The following is a 21,197-nucleotide window of genomic DNA, read 5'->3' on the forward strand; positions in this document are numbered from 1 at the left end:
GCGGTGGCTAGAGTTCTCCTCGCAAGTAGAGGTTCTTCAGGAGTTCCTGAGCTCCTTCCGTGTATTTGATTGCAACGTAGTGGCGCCCGTATTTGTCCACTCCGGGATCTTCAACTACTCCCACGGACTTGCCTACTGCAGTTGGGACCCAGGCCCCGGGTTTTCCAGCGAGTATGCCTGCGACATGGAGACGTTTGTTTAAATCCTTGGCGGTGAGTGAACTATCTGTGGCTGTAAGAACGCCTTCTTCCCGCCAACGTTTGATCAATGTGGATACTGAGATTGGTGGGACAGGCGGGTTAACAACCTCCGGCGCTGTGGGAGGCTCAACGTCGACTGAATCTTCCTCAACTTCGGGCACGAGCGAGGGCTCTTGCACATCAGGTAATTCGGATTGTCTTGTGGCGTACTTCGACATGACTTCGAACGCAGCGCCGGTATCCCACCGATTAATCGCACCGAAAACCATAAGCATGTCTTTAGCCCGAGAGACCGCGACGTTAATGAGTTCTAGGTTGGAATCAATGAAGCTTGATCGGGGGCTGTTCTCGCCATAAGTGGGGGAAAACAAGACAATGGGCCGTTCCGCACCTTGCAAGACATGTGCGGTGCCGACGGTAATTTTCTTCCAGATCTGATCAGGTAGGTCGCCGTCGTTTCGTATGAGTGCCTCTCTCTTGAGGACTTTCTTGATGAGCCTTGCCTGCGCGGAAAACGGCGTAACGACTGCAATGATTTTGTCCGCAGGCACCTTCTTGTTGGGATCGTCTTCTTGCTCGTTGTAAATCTCAAAATACTTGTTGAAATTGTCCAAGATCCAGCGGGAAATGGACACGGCCTCTGTTTCGTTTTTTCGGCTCGAACCCGATCTCGAATCCGCGGAACCCGGCACTTCCTGGAAGATAAAAGGATCCGAAATGCCGGCAAGTTTAGAATCTTCTGGTGAACGCTTGGGCTCTAGCAGACCGTCGTAAAGCAATTCGTTGCAGTAACCGATGATTTGTGGGTGGCAGCGAAAGTGCTCCGAGAGAAAAAGCCCATTGTGTTCTTTCCCCGGGTTACCGTAAGCGTACTTGGAAACCGCCGATGCCACTCTCATGAGACTCGAAGGGTGTGAGCCAGTAAGACCTCGTGGTCTCAGCTGATTGCGCCAAGCCTCATCTGAGATACCAAACCCGTTAGCTTCAGCACGATCGGTTTCCTCATCGAGGGACCACACAGGCGAGAGCTGCTTTTCATCGCCAACAACCAAAGCACGCTTGGCAAGGCTAAAATTTGCTAACCCAACTGGACTATCAACCTGGCCAGCCTCGTCAACGATGAGCAAATCTATCCGACGGGAATCATAATCATTCGGCGAGTCACCAGGAGTGAACAGCCGGAAATACCTGGGGACTTGGTAGCACGTCATCACAAAACACGGTGTAATTAACGGCGCTTGCTCCCAGTATTGGTTCATCACCAAACGGTCGTTCTTCCAGCGGTCTTCTTCATGGAGAAACCCTTTACGCTCGCCGAGCTCAAGCCATTCCGCCTCGAAATAGTGGACCGCAAGCCAAAATTCCACGTAGCGGACGGTAACGTCGAGTAGCTCATTGAGTTCTGCGAGGGTGCTGCATGACGCAATTTCATCTATTCGCTGGTCGTCCTTAAAGAACGGAAACTTCTTCAGCCGCGCAGCATTTAATTGGAGCATCCGATGCACGTCGTTGTGAGGGCTTTCGGTCATAGCGTTGAGGAGGGCGACACGAATGCGATCGACTTGAATGAGCGAAGCATGGAGCTGTGCTCGGGTCTCCGTCACTGTTGCTGCTGCGGGGAAGAATCTCCTGGCGCGTGTTAGGTAGTAATCCGTAGCCTTAGCGACATATGCAGGGTCTGAATACGCGGAGTAGGTGTGAGCTTTGGCTGTTGTCTCCACCAAATATTTCTTCCGTGCACTCTTGAACCGTGCCTGAGAAGGACAAAACACAGCGAGTCCCTGGAGTGGTGCGTCATCTGAACCGTCAGTAGGTAACCACCGATGGTCAAGGGGGCCAAAATCCCTCTTAGTTACTGAAGCGAAAGATTCAATGATATTTGTTACAGCCTGGTTATTGGTAGAGGTCCCGACGATCACGGGTGGAGCGATTCCCTCTATTGCATGTCGAGTGATGAGATTCGCTACCACCGCTTGGAGAAGCGTCGTTTTCCCTGTCCCAGGTGGACCACTGACAGCGGTGACTTCTCCATCGTCACTTTGGATCGTGGCATGAAGTGCAGTGCGCTGCGACCGTGTCAGCGGAAATCCATCACTCATATTGCCACAGGATCGTTGGGCAGATTTCAAGAAAACAGCAGGTGAAGAAAGCTCTACGGCGTGAATTCTGGAATGTTCCCATCCGCGGATCATGCGAGTATAAAGTGCTGACTTGTCCGCGCTGGTTAGGTGTGAATAGAGATCCTGGATGGCGCGACTGGCAACAATCCTCGTGGCGGGGAGTACATAATAGTGGTCCACGTCCACGGCGTAACCCGGATTATCTTTTTCGACTTTGGATTTGAAGGCGCTGAGATCAGACCCTGACACGTACGTGAACATTTCCTCTGCCAGCGTGAGCTCCTTCAGCGGGTTAACTAGCTGCGCTAACCGTGGGAAATAATCTCCGACGGTGAAAGCTCCAAACCGAGATAGGTTGCCCACCATAACAGGATGATCGATCCCATTGGGGGTGCTCAAACGCTCGGACGGAATCCAAGGATTGACTCCGGGATCGAGTTCAAAACTTAGTTTTCCTTCGTGGGTGAGCTCGCCTGCTAGAAGAACAAGTCCTTTCCCCTTGCCAGAGCTGTTCAACAATGTAACTGCGGAAATTATGAGGTCAAGCGGTTGAGGGGGCTGGTCCTTTGGCTGCTCACTCAGCGGCCTATTTCCTAACCGGAAAAGCTGCCTAGTAGTCTCACCGTCTAACTTGGCAGTTTTCAGTTCCGACTTCGGGATTTTAACAAAGCTGGGGTCGGTGAAAGTTACCTCTACAAGCTCGTTGCGCTGCAGCAAGCGGAGAAAATAGCCGCCGACTTGATCAATTCGAACCGGCGGCTTACTCGGTGCAGAGATTTTCTCAGGTTGGAGAATTGCATGAGGCCTCGAGGCGTCATCCTCGGGTGCGCTATTCCAGAGTTTCCGAAAAAGATCGAAGAATCCCATGGTTGAACCTTTCAAACCAGTCCAAAGATCAGGCTTTGAGCGACGCGTTTAGAACTGCCGACTTATAAGGAATTGTAACGGTACTTGGGAGAAATAGCTGCTCAACGAGCACTGTCCAACTGTGGCACGTGGGAGTTCTGAATTAAGTCTAGGATCCGTCCTTGGATTCAACGGCCATTAAGGGGGAGGACGAAGCTACAAGAAAGCCACCAACGTTGCAGGTGAAGCTAGAGGGTTCGACCCAGGCGTGGAGGTCATTGCACGGGGGCGGTTCAGTAGTATCCGTATGAAAAAGTTTGGAAAGTACCTAATTGGGAATCTAGTCATTAGCCGAGGCACCAACGAGGACGAGGCCAAGTCCATGTGTGCGGTTCAACGTCCCTTGTAGGTGAAAGTGCAGTGCTACAGTGTGGCTAGTGATCGACGGTGAGAGGCGTTCGGACGATGCCTGAGTGATAACAATGATGGTGGTCCAAGGGAAACTAATAGTTGTTTTTTAAGGCTAGCGTTGGGACAGCCGATAATGCAGGTTAGGCTAATGAGGCACCTTTACACGGGGTTCCAGTAACGAAAGGATCTGGTGGATGAACGATGACGATTCTCCAGAGCGGAAGGGCATTTCGCGCAATGCGGACGGGGAGGACATCCTTGACATATCTCCCACCGCGTCGATCTATCAGGGTTGATAGAAGTACGAGTCCGCGAGGGATGACAAATAGAGCAGTCAAGAAATCATGGCAAATGGTGGGAACGGACCTGAGAAACTCGATGATGGGCTACTTGGCGAATTCCAAAAAGAAGTAGGTCCACCGGCAGAGGAGCTTGCCGATTTGCAGCGGATAGTGCCTGGTTATGCTTGGTTACTTGCCTTAGCGGAGTTGTTTAAGCGGCGCGACAAGGAGGATACACCACCGTCTCGAACTTGACCATGAAATCTCAAGGTAGCCGTTAGGTGTGTGTACTTCGATTGATTGATCTTAAGCAGATGGGGAATTCTCGGTACACTAAATGTGTTAGTTTAAGCGTGTGAGAGGAGGACGAGATGTCAGATCGAACCATTGCTGATTTTATCGAATGGGCAGTGCGCCGAGAGCTGGATGAAGGGCGCTCTCCTTCGATTTCTAACCTTAAAGCGCAGAAACTCGCTTATCTCGCAGAAAGCCTGTATGGCTACCGTAGTGGAGATAACTTGGCCGATACCTCGTTCCAAGCATGGAATCACGGCCCTGTTCTTCCATCGCTGTACAGCGCGCTGAAAGGCAACGGGAAAGAACCCCTCAGCCCCCACACCGAGAGATTGACGATAGGTCCTGATCTTGAAACGATCTACGAGATCGTCTGGGATGATTTCGGCGATATGACAGCGTCAAATCTGCGCAATTTCACCCATAGAATTGGACCGTATAGCTCCTATTACACGGAGGACCGGCGTGGCATCATCATTCCTTTCGAGGATATCCATTCTGCATGGCGTGATTTCATCGATGCGGTTGAACAACGCGAGCGGAAAAAGAGCGAAGTAGACACTTCGTTTCCGGATTTCCCGGTTCCCGCTCCCGCGATTGCAGAGGACGGTTGGGTCTTTGACAACGGTGAAGCCAAGGAACTGCTGGCACAGTTTAGAGCATCGTGACTAGTCCATGGGATCGTCTGCAACCAGTGAAATTCGGATGCGTGTACTTCATCGAGGACTCGCTCATTAAGTTCCCGCCCGAGGATCACCGGACTGTCCACTCAAAGAGGGCTGTGCTGGTTGTTTCCTCAGATAGGTTCAACTACGAGCAGAATTGGGAGCTCGCCTATGTTCTTCCACTGTCCTCAGGAAGCAAGTCACACCCCTTAGATGTCAGGATCTCGGCTGGTAATGGTGGGGTAACCAAGAAGTGTTGGGCGCGAATCGCACACGGGCAGGCGGTGCTCAAATCAGAGTTGCAAGATTGCCTCGATATTCACGGAGTTACTTCCACTGTGTTAAGAGACGTAGTCAGCAACATGATGCATTACACGGGTATCGCGGAGTTCATGCAGATCGAGCAGCAGAAATCCTTGGGTGGTGGCTTTCCATCTAGTTTCTAATTGGCAGTACGCCCCAATAATTTCTCAAACTCTCCGTAGCGTAAATGCACAAACTGACTGTGACCAGCAATGCTTGAATGAAATTGCGTTTGGTATATTGGCGCTTCGAAGCTGCGTGAATTGTTGCGTGCCTACTAAACTCAAGCGGGATTTTATCTCCTCTTTGTGGCCAGTACACTTGGTGCGCGTTCCAGACGGGTAGCCAGCCGAGTGCTTGTCTAAATTCCGTGGCGGTCTCGTAGTTGAGGGGCGCCTTGTCCTCTTCATTCTTGGTTTTAATTTTCTTTTTAGCTTTGTCGGATGTAGGAATAAGTTTTGTAATCGACGTGTCTAGAGTCGTCGCTAGTAATGCCTGAGCTGGTGCAAAATGGCCATCTTCTGCAGCTTCTATTGCAAGTAGTGCAAAGTTGCTGGGAGAGAATTTCTCTTGAACCTCATCCGTTAATGCGGATTTGCAATCGGCAATTATTTGCTTAGCGCTGTTTCCAAGAATATCCCGCCGGGAAGAATGGCTGGTTGCTTTGAGGAGCCGTGTCGTGATTGATGTCCGAGGTACTCCGAAAATGCCGATTCCTTCACTCAGAAGAAAAGAGCGAATTTCTTTAAGTGATACCTCCTCGAGAGCTTGCTTGATGTTGTCTGGTAGGTGTGGAGTGGCGCTGTCTCTCCTGATCCAACTCGTTAGGTCAGCGATTCGAGGCGGCTCAATTAACGAACGCTGCAGTTCAAGGAACTTTCCAAAAGCTGGATTAGCATCAGCAATCAAAGTTTCGGCTACGACAGAAGCTGATGGAAAGGCATTTAGAAGAGGGGCCTGTAATGCTTGCGCTGCAGGGTTGTTGGAAGCAATCATTTTTGCAGCCGCAGCCACACTTGCGGTTGCGTATGTCGAGGCGCCCAACTCTGCTAGGGATTGCGCTGCAGGGTTGTAGGAAGCAATCATTTTTGCAGCCGCAGCCACACTTGCGGTTGCGTATGTCGAGGCGCCCAACTCTGCTAGGGATTGCGCTGCAGGGTTGTAGGAAGCAATCATTTTTGCAGCTGAATCAATACCTGCGGTTGCGAACTTCGATGCACCTATCGCTGCTAGGGCTTGAGAGATGCCGCTAGAAGCAGCCGCGATTGCGCTGCTTCTGTTAACTTCGGCCATTACCTCTGAGAGTCGATCGCTGCCCGTGACATTAGAGGCCAGAGCTTGCCATTGGCCTAGGTCGCCGTACGCTGAAAGCGCATGGGCTGCTGGCCATGTGAAAGCCTCTGAAAACTTCTTGACCATAGTCAAGATGTTACTCAACTACAGTTACCGGTTAATCGAAATAGCAATTTCGCCTTATTACCGCTAGCCGTCGAAATACACGAGCGAGTGCAAGCTTTCTAGGCCGCGCCCCTACCACCCCTCGGTGAGATCTCGACGCTCCTCGTAGCGAGCGACGGTGTCGTGGTGCGGGGTGCTGGCGGTTGCCCAGGCGGGCGGGAGGACCTGGCGGGCGGCGCCCATGGCGACGTATTCGCCGGGTTCGGGCACGAGAAGGTCGACGCCGAAGATGGCGGGCGCGATGGTGCGGATGGCTTTGCTCTTGGCACCGCCGCCGATGAGGAGCACGCGTTTCTTCTCCTGCTGGGTGGCGTTTTCCAGGGCGACCATGGCGTCGCGCATGGAGCAGAGGATCCCCTCGACGGTGGCGCGGGCGATGTCCTCGCGGGTGGTGTCGGTGGTCAGCCCCCGGAAAACGCCGGTGGCGTCGGGTCGGTTGGGGGTGGCTCCCCATCGAAGTAGGGCAGGAGGCTGACGCCGTGCGCGGCCGTGTTGGTAAGCCTCCACGAGAACGATTCCGTGGGGACGATTGAGAAGCTCATCGCCGACGAGTTCTAATCCTTGAACAACATGGGCTTTCCCCTGCGGGAAGGCCCTTTTTCTGGGTAAAATCGAGGAAAGTGTTGGAGGCCGAGCATGCAAGAATTTGTATCTATCGATTTCGAAACTGCTAACGAACAGCGTCGTTCCGCCTGCGCGGTGGGGATGGCCCGCTTTGATGCGGAGGGAAAGCTCGCGGATACGTATTACACGCTGTTGCATCCTCATCCGGATGTCGATTACTTCAACCCTGTCAACGTGTGGGTGCATGGCATTACGCAGGACGATGTGCACGATGCCCCGCAGTGGTCGGATGTTGCGGACGATGTCGCCTCGTTCGTCGGTGAGAGACCGATTGTCGCCCACAATATGGCCTTTGATGGCTATGTGTTGTCGGACCTTGCCAGTCTGTACGGTGTACCTTCGCTGGAAAACCGGCGTTTCTGCACCGTGCGGCTCGCCCGGAAGATCCTCGCCGATAAGCTCGAGCGGAAAACCCTCGACCAGGTGTTCGGGTATTACTTCCCGAGCGAACCCCTCGACCACCACCATGCCGGCTTTGATGCGCAGGCTGCGGGCATGATCTTCGCCCGGATGCAGGAAGAGTTCGGTTACGACAAGCTCGTGGAACTGTGCCCGCCGACGGGCGTGCGATCCTCCTCCATGCATAGGAGCGGTGGCCGGCAAGCAATCCCCAGGGTGCGCGCGGATCATGTATCCGCGGAGGCGCTCATCGAGCAGTACGGTAAATCGCCTGCGTTGGTGGGAGAACATGTGGTGTTCACCGGCACCCTGAAGAGGGGCAAGCGAACCGACGTGCAACAACTCGTGTCGGCCATCGGTGGCATTGCGGATAAGAGCCTGACGAGGAAAACCACCCTCCTCGTGGTGGGAATCCTCGATCCTAGACGCTGGGTGGAGGGCTGTTCTGGGTCGAGCAAAATGCTGAAAGCCACCAAACTCCGCGAGAGCGGGTCGCCCATTGAGGTGATCAGCGAAGAGGAGTTCTTCAACCGGCTCAGCGATTAGGCTGTAAGCGCTGTAGTCTTTCTGGCAGAGGTGGCCACGTTACAAAAAGCGAGAGCCTTCGAGCACCGAGGTGGAATGATGGTCGATTACGAGGACAACGTAGTCAACATGTCTGTGCACGGTCATGCTTTCGTTGAGCCTACTTTAAGAGTCATTGGACCTGTGGCGGATACAGGATCTGCACCTTTCTTGGCGCTTGCTTCCGACAATAACAAATATTGGTGCAAAAGCCCGACTAGTCCACACCAAGTGCATGCAGTGGTTAATGAGGTAGCTGTCGGAATCATCGGTCGACATATGATGGCGCACGTCAGGCCTTGGGCAATTATTCATGTGCCGGATTGCTTGGTTGGTACGAGAATTAGGAGCAAATACGACGAGTACTCCTTGCCTACAGAAGTGTATGGGTCTCAGCTTTTGCGCCATGCTTCGCTAAGCTATGTCGAGGGCAACATTCCTTTTATTGCCGATGATGATAATAGCCGTCATGTTCCAAAAATCATTGCATTGTGGCTCGTATGTAATGCGCAATACGATGTCCAGATCCTGATTGAAAAGGCTAACGACAACTCAATCTGGTCCATTGACCATGGTTTTTGGTTTGATTCGATGGAGGAACCATGGCAACTTGCTGCGCTGCAGGAACCAGGCGGGAAGCTGACGATTCCACGCATCCACACGCCGATACCGAGTGACTGTTGGGATGAGGCAATTGATTCGCTGGATTTGCTGGATGATTCGTTGAAGGATGAGCTCTGGGAAGTTATCCCTACCTCGTGGCCCGTGATGCGTAGTGACTGTGACGCGCTGATAGATTACGCTCTTGGCAGAAAGAGTTATGCTCGCCAAGAACTGATAAACCTGAAGCAACAAACCCCGAGGAGGTGACTGGCTTTGCTATTCGACTATTGGACGGTGAGTGTTGTGCCTGACCCGATGGGGATCACGTCCATTGGCGCCGGAGTGGTCGTCGTCGATCCGCGGTCCAACGAGGTTCGGTCGCGCTTTCGTAGCCGTCAATTCCTGCGGGGATTTGACAAAACTGGGGCGCTCAAAGCAGCCTTGAAAGATTTCACCCGCCAAGTGGAAGATTTCGAAGAGGATGGTGCCGTACTCGACCTCGGTGGGAACCTCACCTTGCCCGGATACTTGAGTATGGTCACGGACCACTGGATGAACGAGGTGAGAGTAGGCGGGCCAGCGCACATGGATGCAGAATCTGTAGACGCAGCGGCAGAGCTCCTGTTCACCACGCTCATCGGTGGTACGCAAGCTACACCCAGGCAGAAGACGGTAAAACAGCTGAGAAAATATGTTCGAGCCCAGTACGAGCAGTTCCCAAGTCTCAGGGACGCTTCAATTTTTGGTGTCCCGGCAATAATCAAGGACAGAGAGCTGGACCTCAACCTTTCTGTCGTCTCAGATAGTCAAGTTTTCGAGCTCAACCAGGTATTCAACTTTCAAGCACGGGACACAACCAACATTCTTAACGATGTGGATAGGTGGACGCTGAAAGTGGACAAGTTACGGGCGGAAGGCGGCGTCCTCGATTTCGATGGTGTTCACATATGCGTTCCCCCAACGGTGAAGGTAACCGCACCGGTGTACCTACCTGAGTCCACAAAACAGCAAGATGCCTTCGACAAGTTTAAGGCGTTCTGCAAGCAAGCAGACATTGCCGTTATTCCGTCTCAGTCGATTGGCGAGCACGCCCGGGAGCTGGACGGACAGCTCGCGGCGTAACAGGCTTGTGGCACGCGATGCGCGCGGGCGCCCCCCGAGAATAACGATCGGCAAGGCACGCCAGCGGAAAATGGCACTTCAGATCGTCTGGGCAACGGACACATCGTCCGGCACCCTTGCTTGAAGAGAACGTTGCCCGGCAATGATACGCGGACGCACATTTCATGTACGTCCGCAGGTTATTGTTCTTGCGCCTTACGTGTTTGTTCAGCGAAAAACTTCGGCTGAGTAGTGTACTGGGGCCGAAGGTTACTGGATGACCCCCGCCTGTTTTGCGGCAGTGTAGATTCCGCCGGCGCCGATGATCGCGAGAACGGTCCACAGAATGCCCCACCCGGCCTGGGTGGCGTAGTAGGTCGTCTCTCTGTTCATGCCGAGATCCGAAATCGAACCTGCCGCCATTTCCGTACTGTGGTGTGACTCTAAATAATGATGTATTGCTTGCGATATTTCAGGACTATGTCTCACTCCTTTTCATGGCTTTGCTTTAGGCCGCCGTCAAGCACCGCCCCCTCTCGCCCCGCGCCACGCCCCCGCCTGTGCCGCAATGAGCCGTATGGAGCTTGAATTCTTGGAGTCGATGGAGTTCTACGCCTCGGCGGAGCAGACTTACCGGTTGGCTGCGGACGCGGAGGTAAGGACGGTGGAGCAGGCAGGCGATTTCGCCTGGGTATCGGCGTATGTGGACGCCTCGGGGGCGTCGATAAGCTTCATGCAGACGCTGGCGGGGCTCACCACCGAAAGCTTCGCGGTGTATGGGGCGACCCCGGTGTGGGCGCACGTGTGGCAGGTCGCGCCGGGGCTGGCCTGCGCGGACGTGGGTGGCGTAAACGCCACCCACGCGGGCAAAGGAGCCACCCACGCGGGCAAAGGAGCCACCAACACGGGCCAAGGAGCCAGCGCACAAGTGAGGTTGCTCCTCAGTGTCGACGATCCGCATCTCTACCCGCGGTACCCGCTGCGCGCGGTGGGGTGGCCGGTGCGTTCTACCTCGTTCCAGCTCGGTGCGATCGCCTCCGAGGTCCGCGTCTACGACACGGTGGAGGAGTGGGCCGCCCACCAGACACCCGTGCGCAAGGAGGACACCTACCTCAAGGATGTCGACGATCCCTCCATTCCCGACGAGCTCCTCATCGGGCCAAAGTTCATCGCTTCTCCTCTTCTTGGTCCGCTTCTTCAGGGCCGCTTGGCACCAGCAGATGCGGGATCGAACGCCCTGTTCAAAGGCGTTGTTGAGGGCGTCGAGATGGTGCAGAACGCGCTTACCGGCAGGCCGTGGTACAAGGTGGCGGCCGATTGCGGCGTGCCGGTCATGGTGGCGATGCCCGCCACTGCGGACCCCAAGCCGAAGATCGGAGGTGTCATCGACGGTGAGGTGTTCATGACGGGAACCTCCGGCACGTGGCTCCGGTAGGGCCGGGATGGCCTCGCGCGGGGAGATACTGCTGGGTTGCATCCGCTAGTGTGCATGGCATAGTAGTGGAGGTTTTTACACCCCAGGTGTGGATTTATCCACACCTCAGTAGTGGATTTATCCACACTTGAGTAGTGAATTTCTCCATTCGGGGCTAGGGCGGAGTCATGGATAACTACATTCCGCGTGTTATTGATTCCGAGGTTGAGCGGGGCCTGCGCAGCGCTGGTGCGCTAGTAATCAAGGGGCCGAGGGCATGTGGGAAAACCCGAACGGCACTGCAACACGCGCTGTCAGCTATCCAGTTGGATAGAGATACGCCGGAAGCGGCAGTGGCGCGGATGCAACCCGCGGAGGCTTTGAGGGGGGAAAGGCCACGGCTCATTGATGAGTGGCAAGCGGCACCTGGGGTGTGGAACGAGGTTCGGCACGCGGTGGATGACAGCCATCTCAAGGGGCAATTTATTCTTACTGGCTCTGCCACGCCCGATGAGGTCGCGCACCGTCATTCAGGTGCAGGGCGAATCCGCAGGGTGGTGATGCGGACGCTCAGTCTCAGGGAGAAAGGTGTAGAGGCGGAGCCGGTATCATTAGCGCGGATCATTGACGGGACTCAGGAACCTACGCAAGGATCCAAGCTCACCGTTCGGGATTACGCCTCCCATCTCGTCGCGGGTGGGTTTCCTGAGCTTTTTAGCCTGGACCCAGCGGACGCGCAGGAAGCGATGGAATCCTATCTGTTTGAAATGAGTGAGCACGATTACCCAGATCTTGTCGGGCCTCGCCGTGACCCACGGCTTTTCCGTAATTTCTTGCTTGGATACGCAGGTCTCATAGCGCAGCCTGCCACTGCGGCGGCAATCCGTCGTCGCATTGGAGAGCTCAGTGGGGCACACACGCCGCCATCTCCGGAGACAGTAAACGTACTCCATGATTTCGCCACCCGTCTCTTCCTCGTCGAGGACCAACCGGCGTGGTCTCCGTCCGTGCGCTCGAAGACCACGCTCGTGCAGATGCCCAAACGTCACCTCGCCGATCCTGGCCTTGCAGCTGCCCTGTTGGCTGTGGGCCCTGACTATCTTCTTCGCGATCTGGAAACGCTTGGCATCTTCTTCGAGTCGCTGGTTGTCCATGACCTGCGCGTGTACGCCCAGGCTCTGCGCTCGCGGGGCGTATTCCATCTGCGGGACACAAAGGGGCGCGAGGAAATCGATGCGGTTGTTGAGCTTCTCGACGGCCGGTGGTTGGGCTTTGAAGTTAAGCTCTCCCATCATGCGATTGATGGTGCCGCAGCTCATCTCAAGGCGGCGGCCGCCAAAGTCGTGCCGGGGGCGGCGGCACTCCTCGTCATCGTGCCCACGGGCCCCGCGTTTCGGCGCGCCGACGGCGTGTGGGTGGTGCCGCTCGCAGCGCTCGCGCCGTAACGGTGAGGCCACAGTTTCTGGGGCGAGACTACCTGGTGAGAGGGTGTATCGCGGGGGTAGGTAGGCGATATCATACGGGGTGCCCACAGATCCCGCTGGCGCTTGCAGACTAGGTCTGCTTCGGTTTCGGGCAGAAGGGGCTGGGATTTGCAGGCGATGTCAATACAGAAAACGGGCCCTCGTTTTCTGAGAGCCCGTAACCTGTTGTTCTTCCTTTTCACGTAATACTCACCAATGCCACCGGGGATTTACGGGGAAACCCGTGCGCGCCGGGGGCACAGCGTAGGGGGTTAGCCTACGGCAGCATGGCCTGGATCTGCGGGGGAAGCAGGGGCGTAAGCTGTGGGAGGGCTTCGATGATGAGGCCAAGAATGACCACAATGGAGCTGACGGCAACAACGGCCTTGCCCGCGTCATTGAGGTGTCCATCGGCGGTGCTCAAAGCGGAGTCCGGGGATTGGTCCTGTGGGGGAGTGACGATGGGCTAGGTGTTGCCTTCTTTGCCTTGTGCGCACTTGTTGTAGGCCTGGTTCAGCACGGTAAGTTCGGCGATGCGCTCCTTGATCGGGTTGGCCAAACGATTGTACCTGTCCTGGGAGATGCGGTGGGCGGCAAGCCTATTGTCCAAGTTCTTGAGGGCGACCTGCTGTACAGCAATGTCCGCGCCGGTGGCCTTCGCCCGAAGCGATGCCTCGTTGAAGGTGATCGGGTCGCTAGCCACGAGAGCGGCTTCGGGGATGCGGCTGGATTCCTCAGTGGTGAACGAGATGGAGCACTTGTTGTCGGTGATCTTCACGGTGGCGGCATTCGCGGCCGGAACGCACATGCCTACGGCGAGCGAAGTGGATACTATGGTGGCAACGGTGCGCGTGGATAGCTTTTTCATTGTGGACCTCCTATTCGGGGATAATACGGGTGCTGCGAAAGGGTGCAGTGTTGATGTAGCTTTCAACTATTACATAGCGTGATACGCGCCGAACGTTACAGGATGGATTGTTTGTCACGAGCTATCACAAAAACAGGTGTTCAGACGGGATAAAAATTAGTTATCTTCTTCTAGTGTGAACCTAAAAGTTGTGGTTGGCTCAGACCAGTATGCGGAAACGGATCCACGCTTAGGCCTAGGGTCGGGAAGATCTAGAGGTCTCGGATGAGGGAGGACATACTTGGCATCTTTCAAGTGGCGGAGGATGAATACCGTCATAAAATAAAGCTTCAAAACGGTGGGTGATACCGTAAGTAGTGCAATTTCTATGGCTTGCGGGTCACCGTCCCAAGGGCGTGGAAGCACGAAGCTGGCGAATCAAAAGTTGCGACGCTTGAGGCGACGCTGGGGAGAAAAACAATGGACAAAAGACAAAATATGGCCATCGATGCTGCGAAATTATATTATTTGTCTGATTGTTCACAGTCTGAGATCGCGAGTGTATTGGGGGTTTCGCGTCCGACAGTATCGAAACTCTTGACCTATGCAAAGGAGGAAGGCTTCGCACGGGTTGAGATTCAGGATCCGCGCTCAGAGAGCGAGCAACTAAGCCGACTGCTGACTGAAAGGTTCGGACTAAAATCTGCGAAGGTTGTCTGGCCTAAATCTGGAGACCCGCTGGCCGCTGTTGGCAAAGCTGGTGCAGAGCTATTACAAGTGATGGTTCATGACGGCGATTCGATAGGTGTCACATCGGGCCATACGTTGTATACGGTAGGGAAACACCTTCAAAACGGTGATTGGTCGAACGTTGAAATCGTTCAGCTAAAAGGCGGAATAAGCCTTTCCAATTTTGGGGAAAGTGATTGGAATACTTTAGCTATGTTCCGGGACGCTTTTAACGCGGAAATGGTTCTCCTGCCATTGCCTGCGGTCTTCAAAAATGCCAAAGCAAAGGCGCTTGTAGCTAATGAGCCTGAGATTGCGCGCATCATCGAGAAGATTTCGCAGGTCGACATTGCCGTATTCACGGTCGGTGTTGCTTCGGAAAATTCGCAGCTTCTTGAGCAGGGGCATTACTCGCAGAATGATAGGGAGTGTGTCTTGGGGCGGGCTATTGGTCATATTTGCTCGCACTGGGTTGATGCCCAAGGGCGAATATGTTGTCCAGAAATTGATGAAAGAACCGTTGGCATTTCTCTCGGGGGGTTGAAAAAGATCCCCCGCAGGGTCTTGGTGGCACGGGGTATGGAAAAGGTAAAAATCATCAGCACCGCCTTGAACAGGGGAATTGTAACCCATTTTGTAACTGACCGATTGACTGCGGAGGCTGTGCTAAAGCTCACATAACAAATGTAAAAGAAACACTTGCCGTTTGTGTGAACCCGGTTTACATTTGTAAACAGTGATATTCACAAATGGAAAGGTCCGCGATGGAGAAGTCTAAATACATCGACCACACCCTGCTAGCTGCTACGGCAACTCGTACGGAAATTGAATCTCTTGTTGCAGAAGCGATCAAGTTTGACTTTGCCTCTGTTTGCGTCAACCCAGTCTGGGTAAAAACTGCTGCTGAACTTCTTCGTAACAGCACGGTGAAAGTATGCACGGTCATCGGTTTCCCCCTTGGTGCAGCCACCTCGAAAGTAAAGGCTTTTGAAGCTAAGAGTGCAGCCGAAGAAGGCGCCGACGAAGTGGACATGGTCATCAACGTAGGCGCTGCACTTTCCGGTGACTGGGATACCGTTGAGAGCGATATCCGATCCGTCGTCGAAGCCACAGGTGACAAGGTCATCACCAAGGTCATCCTCGAGAACTGCTACCTCAACAACGAGCAGATCCAAAAAGCTTGCATCGCTGCAAAAAATGCCGGAGCAGATTTTGTGAAGACCTCCACTGGTTTTGGAGAGTCTGGTGCAAAGGCTGACGATGTCCGTCTGATGAGGGAAACTGTTGGCCAGGAAATGGGCGTCAAAGCCGCTGGCGGAGTTCGCACTCCTGAGCAGTTCGCGGAAATGGTGAAAGCTGGCGCCACAAGGATTGGCACGTCCCATGGGGCGAAGCTGTTGTGAAAACTCTAATCAAAGATCCCTCGAGGCAGCAGTCCGACGGATATCTTGATCGAATTCCGTGGTTCCAGTTCATCCTCATTTCTATTTGCTTCCCGATGTGGGGCGCTGCAGCAAGTCTTAATGACATCCTAATCACGCAGTTCAAGTCGATCTTCACGCTGTCAGACTTTGCATCCGCATTCGTCCAGTCCGCGTTCTACGGCGGATACTTCCTCATTGCAATCCCCGCATCTCGGGTCATTAAAAAGACCTCCTACAAGGTCGGCGTTATGATCGGTCTCGCGGTCTACATTGTGGGCTGCACCTTGTTCTTCCCCGCCTCGCATATGGCAACGTACAGCGTGTTCCTCGTAGCTCTGTTTGCTTTGGCTATCGGGTTGAGCTTCCTTGAGACCTCGTGCAACACCTACTCTACAATGCTTGGGCCACAGAAGTCATCAACTCTGCGACTGAATATTTCTCAGACGTTCTACCCAATCGGTTCCGTCACAGGCATTCTGCTTGGCAAGTACCTGGTCTTCACCGATGGAGGAGCATTGCGCCACCAGATGGAAGGAATGGGCCCTGATGAGAGGGTTGCGTTCGGTGAACAAATGCTTCAGCGTACACTTCAGCCCTACCAATTCCTTGTCATGATCCTGGTCGTGCTGCTGGTTATCGTCGCCTTGACCGAGATGCCTGCATGTAAGCCTCTACAGGATCTAAGCGGACAGGCTAATGCCACAATCAGTGAAACGCTCCGCTACCTCATGGGAAACCGCCGTTTCCTGCGAGGAATTCTCGTTCAGTTCCTTTATGTCGGTATGCAGACCGCAGTTTGGTCCTTCACCATCCGTCTTGCGCTCGAACTTGATCACAATCTCAATGAGCGCTCGGCAAGTACCTTCATGATCTTCTCCTTCATTGCGTTCTTTATCGGAAAGTTCATCGCAAACATTCTGATGTCGAAGTTCGATGCAAACCTCGTGATCGTGGGATACTCCATACTCGGGTGTTTGAGCTTGGTTTACGTCATGGTCGTTCCGAACATGACCGCTGTCTGGGCCGCAGTTGTCACCTCCGGGCTCTTTGGCCCCTGCTGGGCAACGATCTACTCCAGGACTCTCGATGCTATCGACGATAAGCGACACACCGAGACCGGTGGTGCTGTTATCGTGATGTCCATTATTGGTGGTGCTGTGATTCCACTTATTCAAGGACTGGTATCCGACACGTCGGGCTCTATGCAGCTTGCTTTCTCCGTGAGCTTCGTATGCTTCGCTGCTGTTCTTATTCACTTCCTATCTCTGTACCGCAACAGCAAACGCGACAGTGAGCGATACACCGTAACTGTCTAAAAGGAGATTCATCATGAGTACAAAGATTCAACTGCTAAAAGACTGTTACCCCAAGCAGGAGACCACAGTCCTCGAATCGGAAGACTTCAAAGTAACTGCCTGGACATTCCCAACAGGAATTGAAGCGGTTGAGCTCGAGGCAAAGCATGTGTCAGTGACTGTGCTTCCGTTCATGGGACAGATCATCTGGGATGCTGTCGTTGATGGTAAGTCCCTCCGCATGGAAAACATGTTTTCCTACCCGGAGCCGGCTACACAGATCACCGAAACCTACGGCTGCTTCGCATTCCACTCAGGTCTGCTTTCCGCCGGGTGCCCAGGCCCGGAGGATGACCACCCCCTCCATGGTGAGTTCTCCTGCGCTCCGTTCCGCGAAGCATGGCTGGAGCTCACGGAAGATAGCATTGTTATCTCGGGTCGGTACGAATACACCATGGGTTTCGGTGACCACTACCAGGCCATTCCTTTGGTGAAGGTATTCAAGGATGCTACGCACTTCGACATCGACATGGAGGTTACCAACCTCAGCAAGTACCAGCCAATGCCGCTCCAGTACATGTGTCACATGAACTACCTGTATGAGGATGGTGCCACATTCGGTGGTTCGCTTCCGAACGAAGCCTTCGTCGTTCGTAGTTCGGTTCCCGATCACGTTCACCCCACTCCCGAGTGGTCCAAGAAGCTTGAACAGCTGATCGAGGATCCGAACATCCCGCAGCTGTCGGAAGAAACCCACTTCGATCCCGAAATCGTCTGGTTCGCAGATAACCTGGAACAGTACGGAAAGAAGGTCTCGGTGACGATGTCCGATTACTTCATCGAATTCCCGTCTAAGGACTTCGGTGTCGGAACCAGGTGGATTCTCCACAATCCAGACCAGAAAGTCTGCGCATTCCTCATCCCGGGAACATCCCGGCCGGAAGGTGCAGCTGCAGCACGAAAAGCAGGTACGATGATCAACCTGGCGGCTGGAGAAACGAAGAGTTTCCACGTCAGGACCGGAAAGAAGGCCTAGCATGATTGCAGTAGTCGGGTCGAACATGGTCGACCTCATTACCTACATCAACAGGATGCCTAATCCCGGAGAGACGCTTGAAGCGCCGGACTTCCAGATGGGTTGTGGCGGAAAAGGCGCCAACCAGGCCGTAGCAGCCGCTCGTCTGGGGGCAGAGGTCCTCATGGTGACGAGGGTGGGCAACGATAACTTTGCCAAGAACACCAGGGAGAACTTCGAAGCAAACGGAATTTCCACCCAGTTCGTTCTGGAGACGGAAACCACCAGTGGCGTAGCACCGATTTTTGTGGAAAAGAGCTCCCAAAACTCCATTCTCATCGTGCAGGGCGCCAATGCGCACCTTTCCCCGAAGGATGTAGATGCAGCACGAGAGGAAATTGCAAAGTGCAGCCTCATCGTGATGCAGCTGGAAATCCCACTTGAGACTGTGTACTACACAATCGAGCTGGCAAACGAACTCGGAATTCCGGTCATCCTTAACCCTGCGCCTGCAAATCCTGAGCTGGATTTATATCGCATTGCTTCTTGTGAGTACTTCCTTCCCAACGAGAGTGAGCTCGGACTGATCACGGGCATGCCCGTGGAAACCTTGGAGCAGATCGAAGAAGCTGCCCAACTCCTCGTCGAAAAGGGCATCAAGAATGTGATCGTCACCCTTGGTGAAAAGGGCGTACTGTGCCTCAGCGCCAAGAACAAGACTGTTCTGCCGGCCTTCAATGTTGATGCCGTCGACACGACAGGCGCAGGTGACGCATTCATTGGATGCTTCGCACAGTCCTTGGACGCAGGATTCAGTCTCGAGGATTCGGTCAAGCGCGCAACGTTCTACGCTTCAGACTCCGTAACCAAGCGCGGTACGCAGTACTCCTACGCAACTGCCGAGGAAATTAGCTTCCCGTAGTCGCGTACGGTCTCCTTTCAACTCCTAGTCTTGGGGTTCTACATCGTAGAGCTCCAAGGCTTTTGAATCTGTCACGCCACTAGGGATTTGCCACGATCAGTAACTGGAGTCGCCTGTGATGTGTGTAGATCACCCTCGACTGCGACCCCGGCCACGACGATGCGGTGGCCATCCTCCTGGCTGCCGGCAACCCGGACATCGACCTGTTGGGCGTAACGACGGTCGGTGGCAACCAGACCTTGGAGAAGGTCACCTTCAACGCCCGTCAGGTTCTCACCATCGCGAAGCTTGTCGACGTCCCCCTCTTCGCCGGTGCGACCCGCCCACTCGTGCGTCCGGTTGAGGTTGCAGAGGACATCCACGGCGATACGGGGATGGAAATCCACGGCTATGACCTTCCCGAGCCGCATGTTGATGTCCAGCCCACCCACGCCGTCCAGTTCATTATCGACACGATCATGCGCGAAGAGCCCGGTACAGTCACGCTGGTGCCCACAGGGCCGCTTACCAACATTGCCCTTGCTGCCCGCCTGGAGCCCCGCATTGTGGAAAGGGTGAAGGAGGTTGTTCTTATGGGTGGTGGTTACCACGTGGGTAACTGGTCTGCTGTTGCCGAGTTCAACATCAAGATCGACCCGGAGGCCGCCCACATCGTGTTTAACGAGGCCTGGCCCGTGACGATGGTCGGCTTGGATCTCACCCACCAGGCTCTTGCCACCGCTGAGGTGGAGGAGAAGGTGAAGGCTGTGGGCACCGATGTTGCCGATTTCGTTGTTGGCCTGTTCGGTGCTTTCCGCAAGAACTACCAGGACGCCCAGGGTTTCGATGACCCGCCGGTTCACGATCCGTGCACCATCGCCTACCTCATCGACCCGTCGATTGTGCAGACCCAGAAGGTTCCTGTCGATGTGGAGCTCACCGGTGCGCTGACCACGGGCATGACGGTGGCGGACTTCCGCGCCCCCGCGCCTGCCGATTGCCACACGCAGGTGGCAACGAAGCTGGATGCCCCGAGGTTTTGGGATCTGGTCATCGATGCGATTAAGAGACTGGGGTAGACAGTTAGCCCTCAAACCAGATAGCTGAAGCCTGGCCGATGCCAGGCTTCAGCTATTTTGACTGGTAATTTCCGGATGTTAATGATTGGTTTTAAGATTCCACGGTTGTTTAACTTCAAATGCAAAATATTTGCATGCCAGGCACTCAGATGCGTCAGAGGTCTCGCCGCAAAGAGGAGAATCTACGTTAACGGATTTGATCACCGCAGGAGTCAGAAAACTCTCGTCAAACATCAGACTTCTGTTTTGCATTGAATTTGGGGTAGCCTTTTTACCAGTGCTACTCCTCGCTATCTCGGGTCTCTGATGATTCTGGAGGAGGGGACGCCGGCTTTTCAGTCTGATTCTTCTTGGCAGTTTCTTTTAGAAACGGTGTATCTCTAGCAACCAAGTTGACAATCGGCACAATCCAGGTAAGGAGCGTAACACTTAGTTGTGCTGCGTCGATAATTAAACGTTCTGGGCGATTATTCAATCTGAAAGGGTCTTTTTCATCGCCACAAAAAGAAAACCAAACGAAAAGTTCACGACCAATCAAAAACCCAACTAGAAATATGACCATCAAGACGGTCCATCGGTTCCAAAAGCCCGCGGTTGGGTTCGACTGTGCAGCAACCGCGAAAGCGATGAACCAGGTGCAGGCCTGTACAGAGGGAGTCGGTGTTGGATAGACAGTGCGATCCGGGGTTAGCATGGTCATTACAACACATCCCGTCACTACAGCTAGCAATCCAATGAGGTTTGCTCGAGGGGTGTCATTTGCAAAATAAGTGCCAACATCAGTGATCCAGTTAGTGGGAATCGAAAAATAATCAAAAACTTGGAACAGTACGCCAAGCGGTGTCCTGTCGAGGGCTTGAAGGGCCTCATCTTGAGATGTTGAATTAGGATCCACTAGCGTTCCGCAGCCTAAAGCTGCAAAAAGGGTGAGCATTGCTGTTAGAGAAGCAAGGATCGTATAAAAGTCCCATGGCTTCACCGATCCAAGAACCTTATTTGAGAAAGTCCCTAATAGGTCCATGAGCCTCCTCGGAGTGGTTGTTTTTTAGTCTAGCAATATTTATACACCGAGTTCTTAGAGGAAGGGAGGGCACGATAAGCTGGTTTTTCGGGGATTAGAACTAAATGTTCTCCTCAGACTGCTAGTGTCGGATGCGGTTT

The 21,197-nt window shown here is 54.0% G+C and carries 20 protein-coding genes; 13 read left to right on the plus strand and 7 right to left on the minus strand.

The window, feature by feature from the left end; all coding sequences use genetic code 11:
• Window positions 1–7: 7 nt before the first annotated feature.
• The gene (locus tag CGLUCO_RS00315) at window positions 8–3,187 is read right to left on the minus strand and encodes an AAA domain-containing protein (RefSeq protein WP_084037193.1); all 3,180 of its coding nucleotides are present in this window, start codon (window positions 3,185–3,187) and stop codon (window positions 8–10) included.
• Between the two features lie 1,042 nt (window positions 3,188–4,229).
• Here CGLUCO_RS00315 and CGLUCO_RS00320 point away from each other — a divergent pair.
• On the plus strand, window positions 4,230–4,820 hold the full coding sequence (locus CGLUCO_RS00320) for a Panacea domain-containing protein (protein WP_084037191.1): 591 nt from the start codon (window positions 4,230–4,232) through the stop codon (window positions 4,818–4,820).
• A 41-nt stretch (window positions 4,821–4,861) separates the two neighbouring features.
• A complete protein-coding gene (locus CGLUCO_RS00325) occupies window positions 4,862–5,263 on the plus strand; it encodes a type II toxin-antitoxin system PemK/MazF family toxin (RefSeq protein WP_159447612.1) in 402 nt (133 codons plus the stop codon).
• Here CGLUCO_RS00325 and CGLUCO_RS00330 read toward each other — a convergent pair.
• Window positions 5,253–6,539, minus strand: coding sequence for a hypothetical protein (locus tag CGLUCO_RS00330; RefSeq protein ID WP_198481450.1), 1,287 nt, complete (start codon window positions 6,537–6,539; stop codon window positions 5,253–5,255). The two genes, CGLUCO_RS00325 and CGLUCO_RS00330, sit on opposite strands and share 11 nt — an antisense overlap.
• A gap of 111 nt (window positions 6,540–6,650) precedes the next feature.
• Window positions 6,651–7,085 carry an FGGY-family carbohydrate kinase gene (locus CGLUCO_RS00335; protein ID WP_084036427.1) on the minus strand — a complete coding sequence of 145 codons (435 nt, stop codon included), beginning with the start codon at window positions 7,083–7,085 and terminating at the stop codon, window positions 6,651–6,653.
• Between the two features lie 129 nt (window positions 7,086–7,214).
• On the opposite strand from CGLUCO_RS00335, the gene CGLUCO_RS00340 reads away from it, so the two are divergent.
• From CGLUCO_RS00340 to CGLUCO_RS00350, 3 genes are all read left to right on the plus strand, one after another.
• A complete protein-coding gene (locus CGLUCO_RS00340; protein WP_084036428.1) occupies window positions 7,215–8,147 on the plus strand; it encodes an exonuclease domain-containing protein in 933 nt (310 codons plus the stop codon).
• A 75-nt stretch (window positions 8,148–8,222) separates the two neighbouring features.
• Window positions 8,223–9,035, plus strand: coding sequence for a hypothetical protein (locus CGLUCO_RS00345; RefSeq protein WP_084036429.1), 813 nt, complete (start codon window positions 8,223–8,225; stop codon window positions 9,033–9,035).
• A 6-nt stretch (window positions 9,036–9,041) separates the two neighbouring features.
• Entirely contained in the window at window positions 9,042–9,890 is an 849-nt protein-coding gene (locus tag CGLUCO_RS00350; RefSeq protein ID WP_084036430.1) for a hypothetical protein, read from the plus strand.
• A 249-nt stretch (window positions 9,891–10,139) separates the two neighbouring features.
• Here the strand turns inward: CGLUCO_RS00350 and CGLUCO_RS00355 are convergent, their stop codons facing one another.
• Window positions 10,140–10,292, minus strand: a complete 153-nt coding sequence (locus tag CGLUCO_RS00355) for a hypothetical protein (RefSeq protein ID WP_159447584.1) — start codon at window positions 10,290–10,292, stop codon at window positions 10,140–10,142.
• Window positions 10,293–10,446: 154 nt separating this feature from the next.
• Here CGLUCO_RS00355 and CGLUCO_RS00360 point away from each other — a divergent pair, with 154 nt between their 5' ends.
• Together CGLUCO_RS00360 and CGLUCO_RS00365 are read left to right on the plus strand one after the other, a co-directional pair.
• A complete protein-coding gene (locus CGLUCO_RS00360) occupies window positions 10,447–11,304 on the plus strand; it encodes a hypothetical protein (RefSeq protein ID WP_232621925.1) in 858 nt (285 codons plus the stop codon).
• A 167-nt stretch (window positions 11,305–11,471) separates the two neighbouring features.
• Complete coding sequence (locus CGLUCO_RS00365) at window positions 11,472–12,728, plus strand: ATP-binding protein (RefSeq protein ID WP_084036432.1); 1,257 nt, start codon at window positions 11,472–11,474, stop codon at window positions 12,726–12,728.
• A gap of 295 nt (window positions 12,729–13,023) precedes the next feature.
• Here CGLUCO_RS00365 and CGLUCO_RS00370 read toward each other — a convergent pair whose 3' ends face one another.
• Together CGLUCO_RS00370 and CGLUCO_RS00375 are read right to left on the minus strand one after the other, a co-directional pair.
• Window positions 13,024–13,170, minus strand: coding sequence for a hypothetical protein (locus tag CGLUCO_RS00370; protein WP_232621924.1), 147 nt, complete (start codon window positions 13,168–13,170; stop codon window positions 13,024–13,026).
• Between the two features lie 42 nt (window positions 13,171–13,212).
• Window positions 13,213–13,614 carry a hypothetical protein gene (locus CGLUCO_RS00375; RefSeq protein WP_232621923.1) on the minus strand — a complete coding sequence of 134 codons (402 nt, stop codon included), beginning with the start codon at window positions 13,612–13,614 and terminating at the stop codon, window positions 13,213–13,215.
• Between the two features lie 477 nt (window positions 13,615–14,091).
• Here CGLUCO_RS00375 and CGLUCO_RS00380 point away from each other — a divergent pair, with 477 nt between their 5' ends.
• The 6 genes from CGLUCO_RS00380 to uriH all read left to right on the plus strand — a co-directional run bounded on the left by CGLUCO_RS00380 (window position 14,092) and on the right by uriH (window position 20,036).
• The gene (locus CGLUCO_RS00380; protein WP_234985033.1) at window positions 14,092–15,003 is read left to right on the plus strand and encodes a sugar-binding transcriptional regulator; all 912 of its coding nucleotides are present in this window, start codon (window positions 14,092–14,094) and stop codon (window positions 15,001–15,003) included.
• A gap of 83 nt (window positions 15,004–15,086) precedes the next feature.
• Complete coding sequence (deoC, locus tag CGLUCO_RS00385) at window positions 15,087–15,725, plus strand: deoxyribose-phosphate aldolase (protein ID WP_084036434.1); 639 nt, start codon at window positions 15,087–15,089, stop codon at window positions 15,723–15,725.
• Entirely contained in the window at window positions 15,722–17,062 is a 1,341-nt protein-coding gene (gene fucP, locus CGLUCO_RS00390) for an L-fucose:H+ symporter permease (protein ID WP_084036435.1), read from the plus strand. The genes deoC and fucP overlap by 4 nt, the downstream gene beginning before the upstream one ends.
• Before the next feature lie 13 nt (window positions 17,063–17,075).
• Window positions 17,076–18,077 carry an aldose epimerase family protein gene (locus CGLUCO_RS00395; protein ID WP_084036436.1) on the plus strand — a complete coding sequence of 334 codons (1,002 nt, stop codon included), beginning with the start codon at window positions 17,076–17,078 and terminating at the stop codon, window positions 18,075–18,077.
• Between the two features lies 1 nt (window position 18,078).
• Entirely contained in the window at window positions 18,079–18,978 is a 900-nt protein-coding gene (gene rbsK / locus CGLUCO_RS00400) for a ribokinase (RefSeq protein ID WP_084036437.1), read from the plus strand.
• Between the two features lie 128 nt (window positions 18,979–19,106).
• The gene (gene uriH, locus CGLUCO_RS00405) at window positions 19,107–20,036 is read left to right on the plus strand and encodes a uridine-preferring nucleoside hydrolase UriH (RefSeq protein WP_084036438.1); all 930 of its coding nucleotides are present in this window, start codon (window positions 19,107–19,109) and stop codon (window positions 20,034–20,036) included.
• A 280-nt stretch (window positions 20,037–20,316) separates the two neighbouring features.
• Here uriH and CGLUCO_RS00410 read toward each other — a convergent pair whose 3' ends face one another.
• Complete coding sequence (locus tag CGLUCO_RS00410; protein ID WP_084036439.1) at window positions 20,317–21,057, minus strand: hypothetical protein; 741 nt, start codon at window positions 21,055–21,057, stop codon at window positions 20,317–20,319.
• Between the last annotated feature and the right edge of the window lie 140 nt (window positions 21,058–21,197).

The organism is Corynebacterium glucuronolyticum DSM 44120 (genome assembly GCF_030440595.1).
Taxonomy (GTDB): domain Bacteria; phylum Actinomycetota; class Actinomycetes; order Mycobacteriales; family Mycobacteriaceae; genus Corynebacterium; species Corynebacterium glucuronolyticum.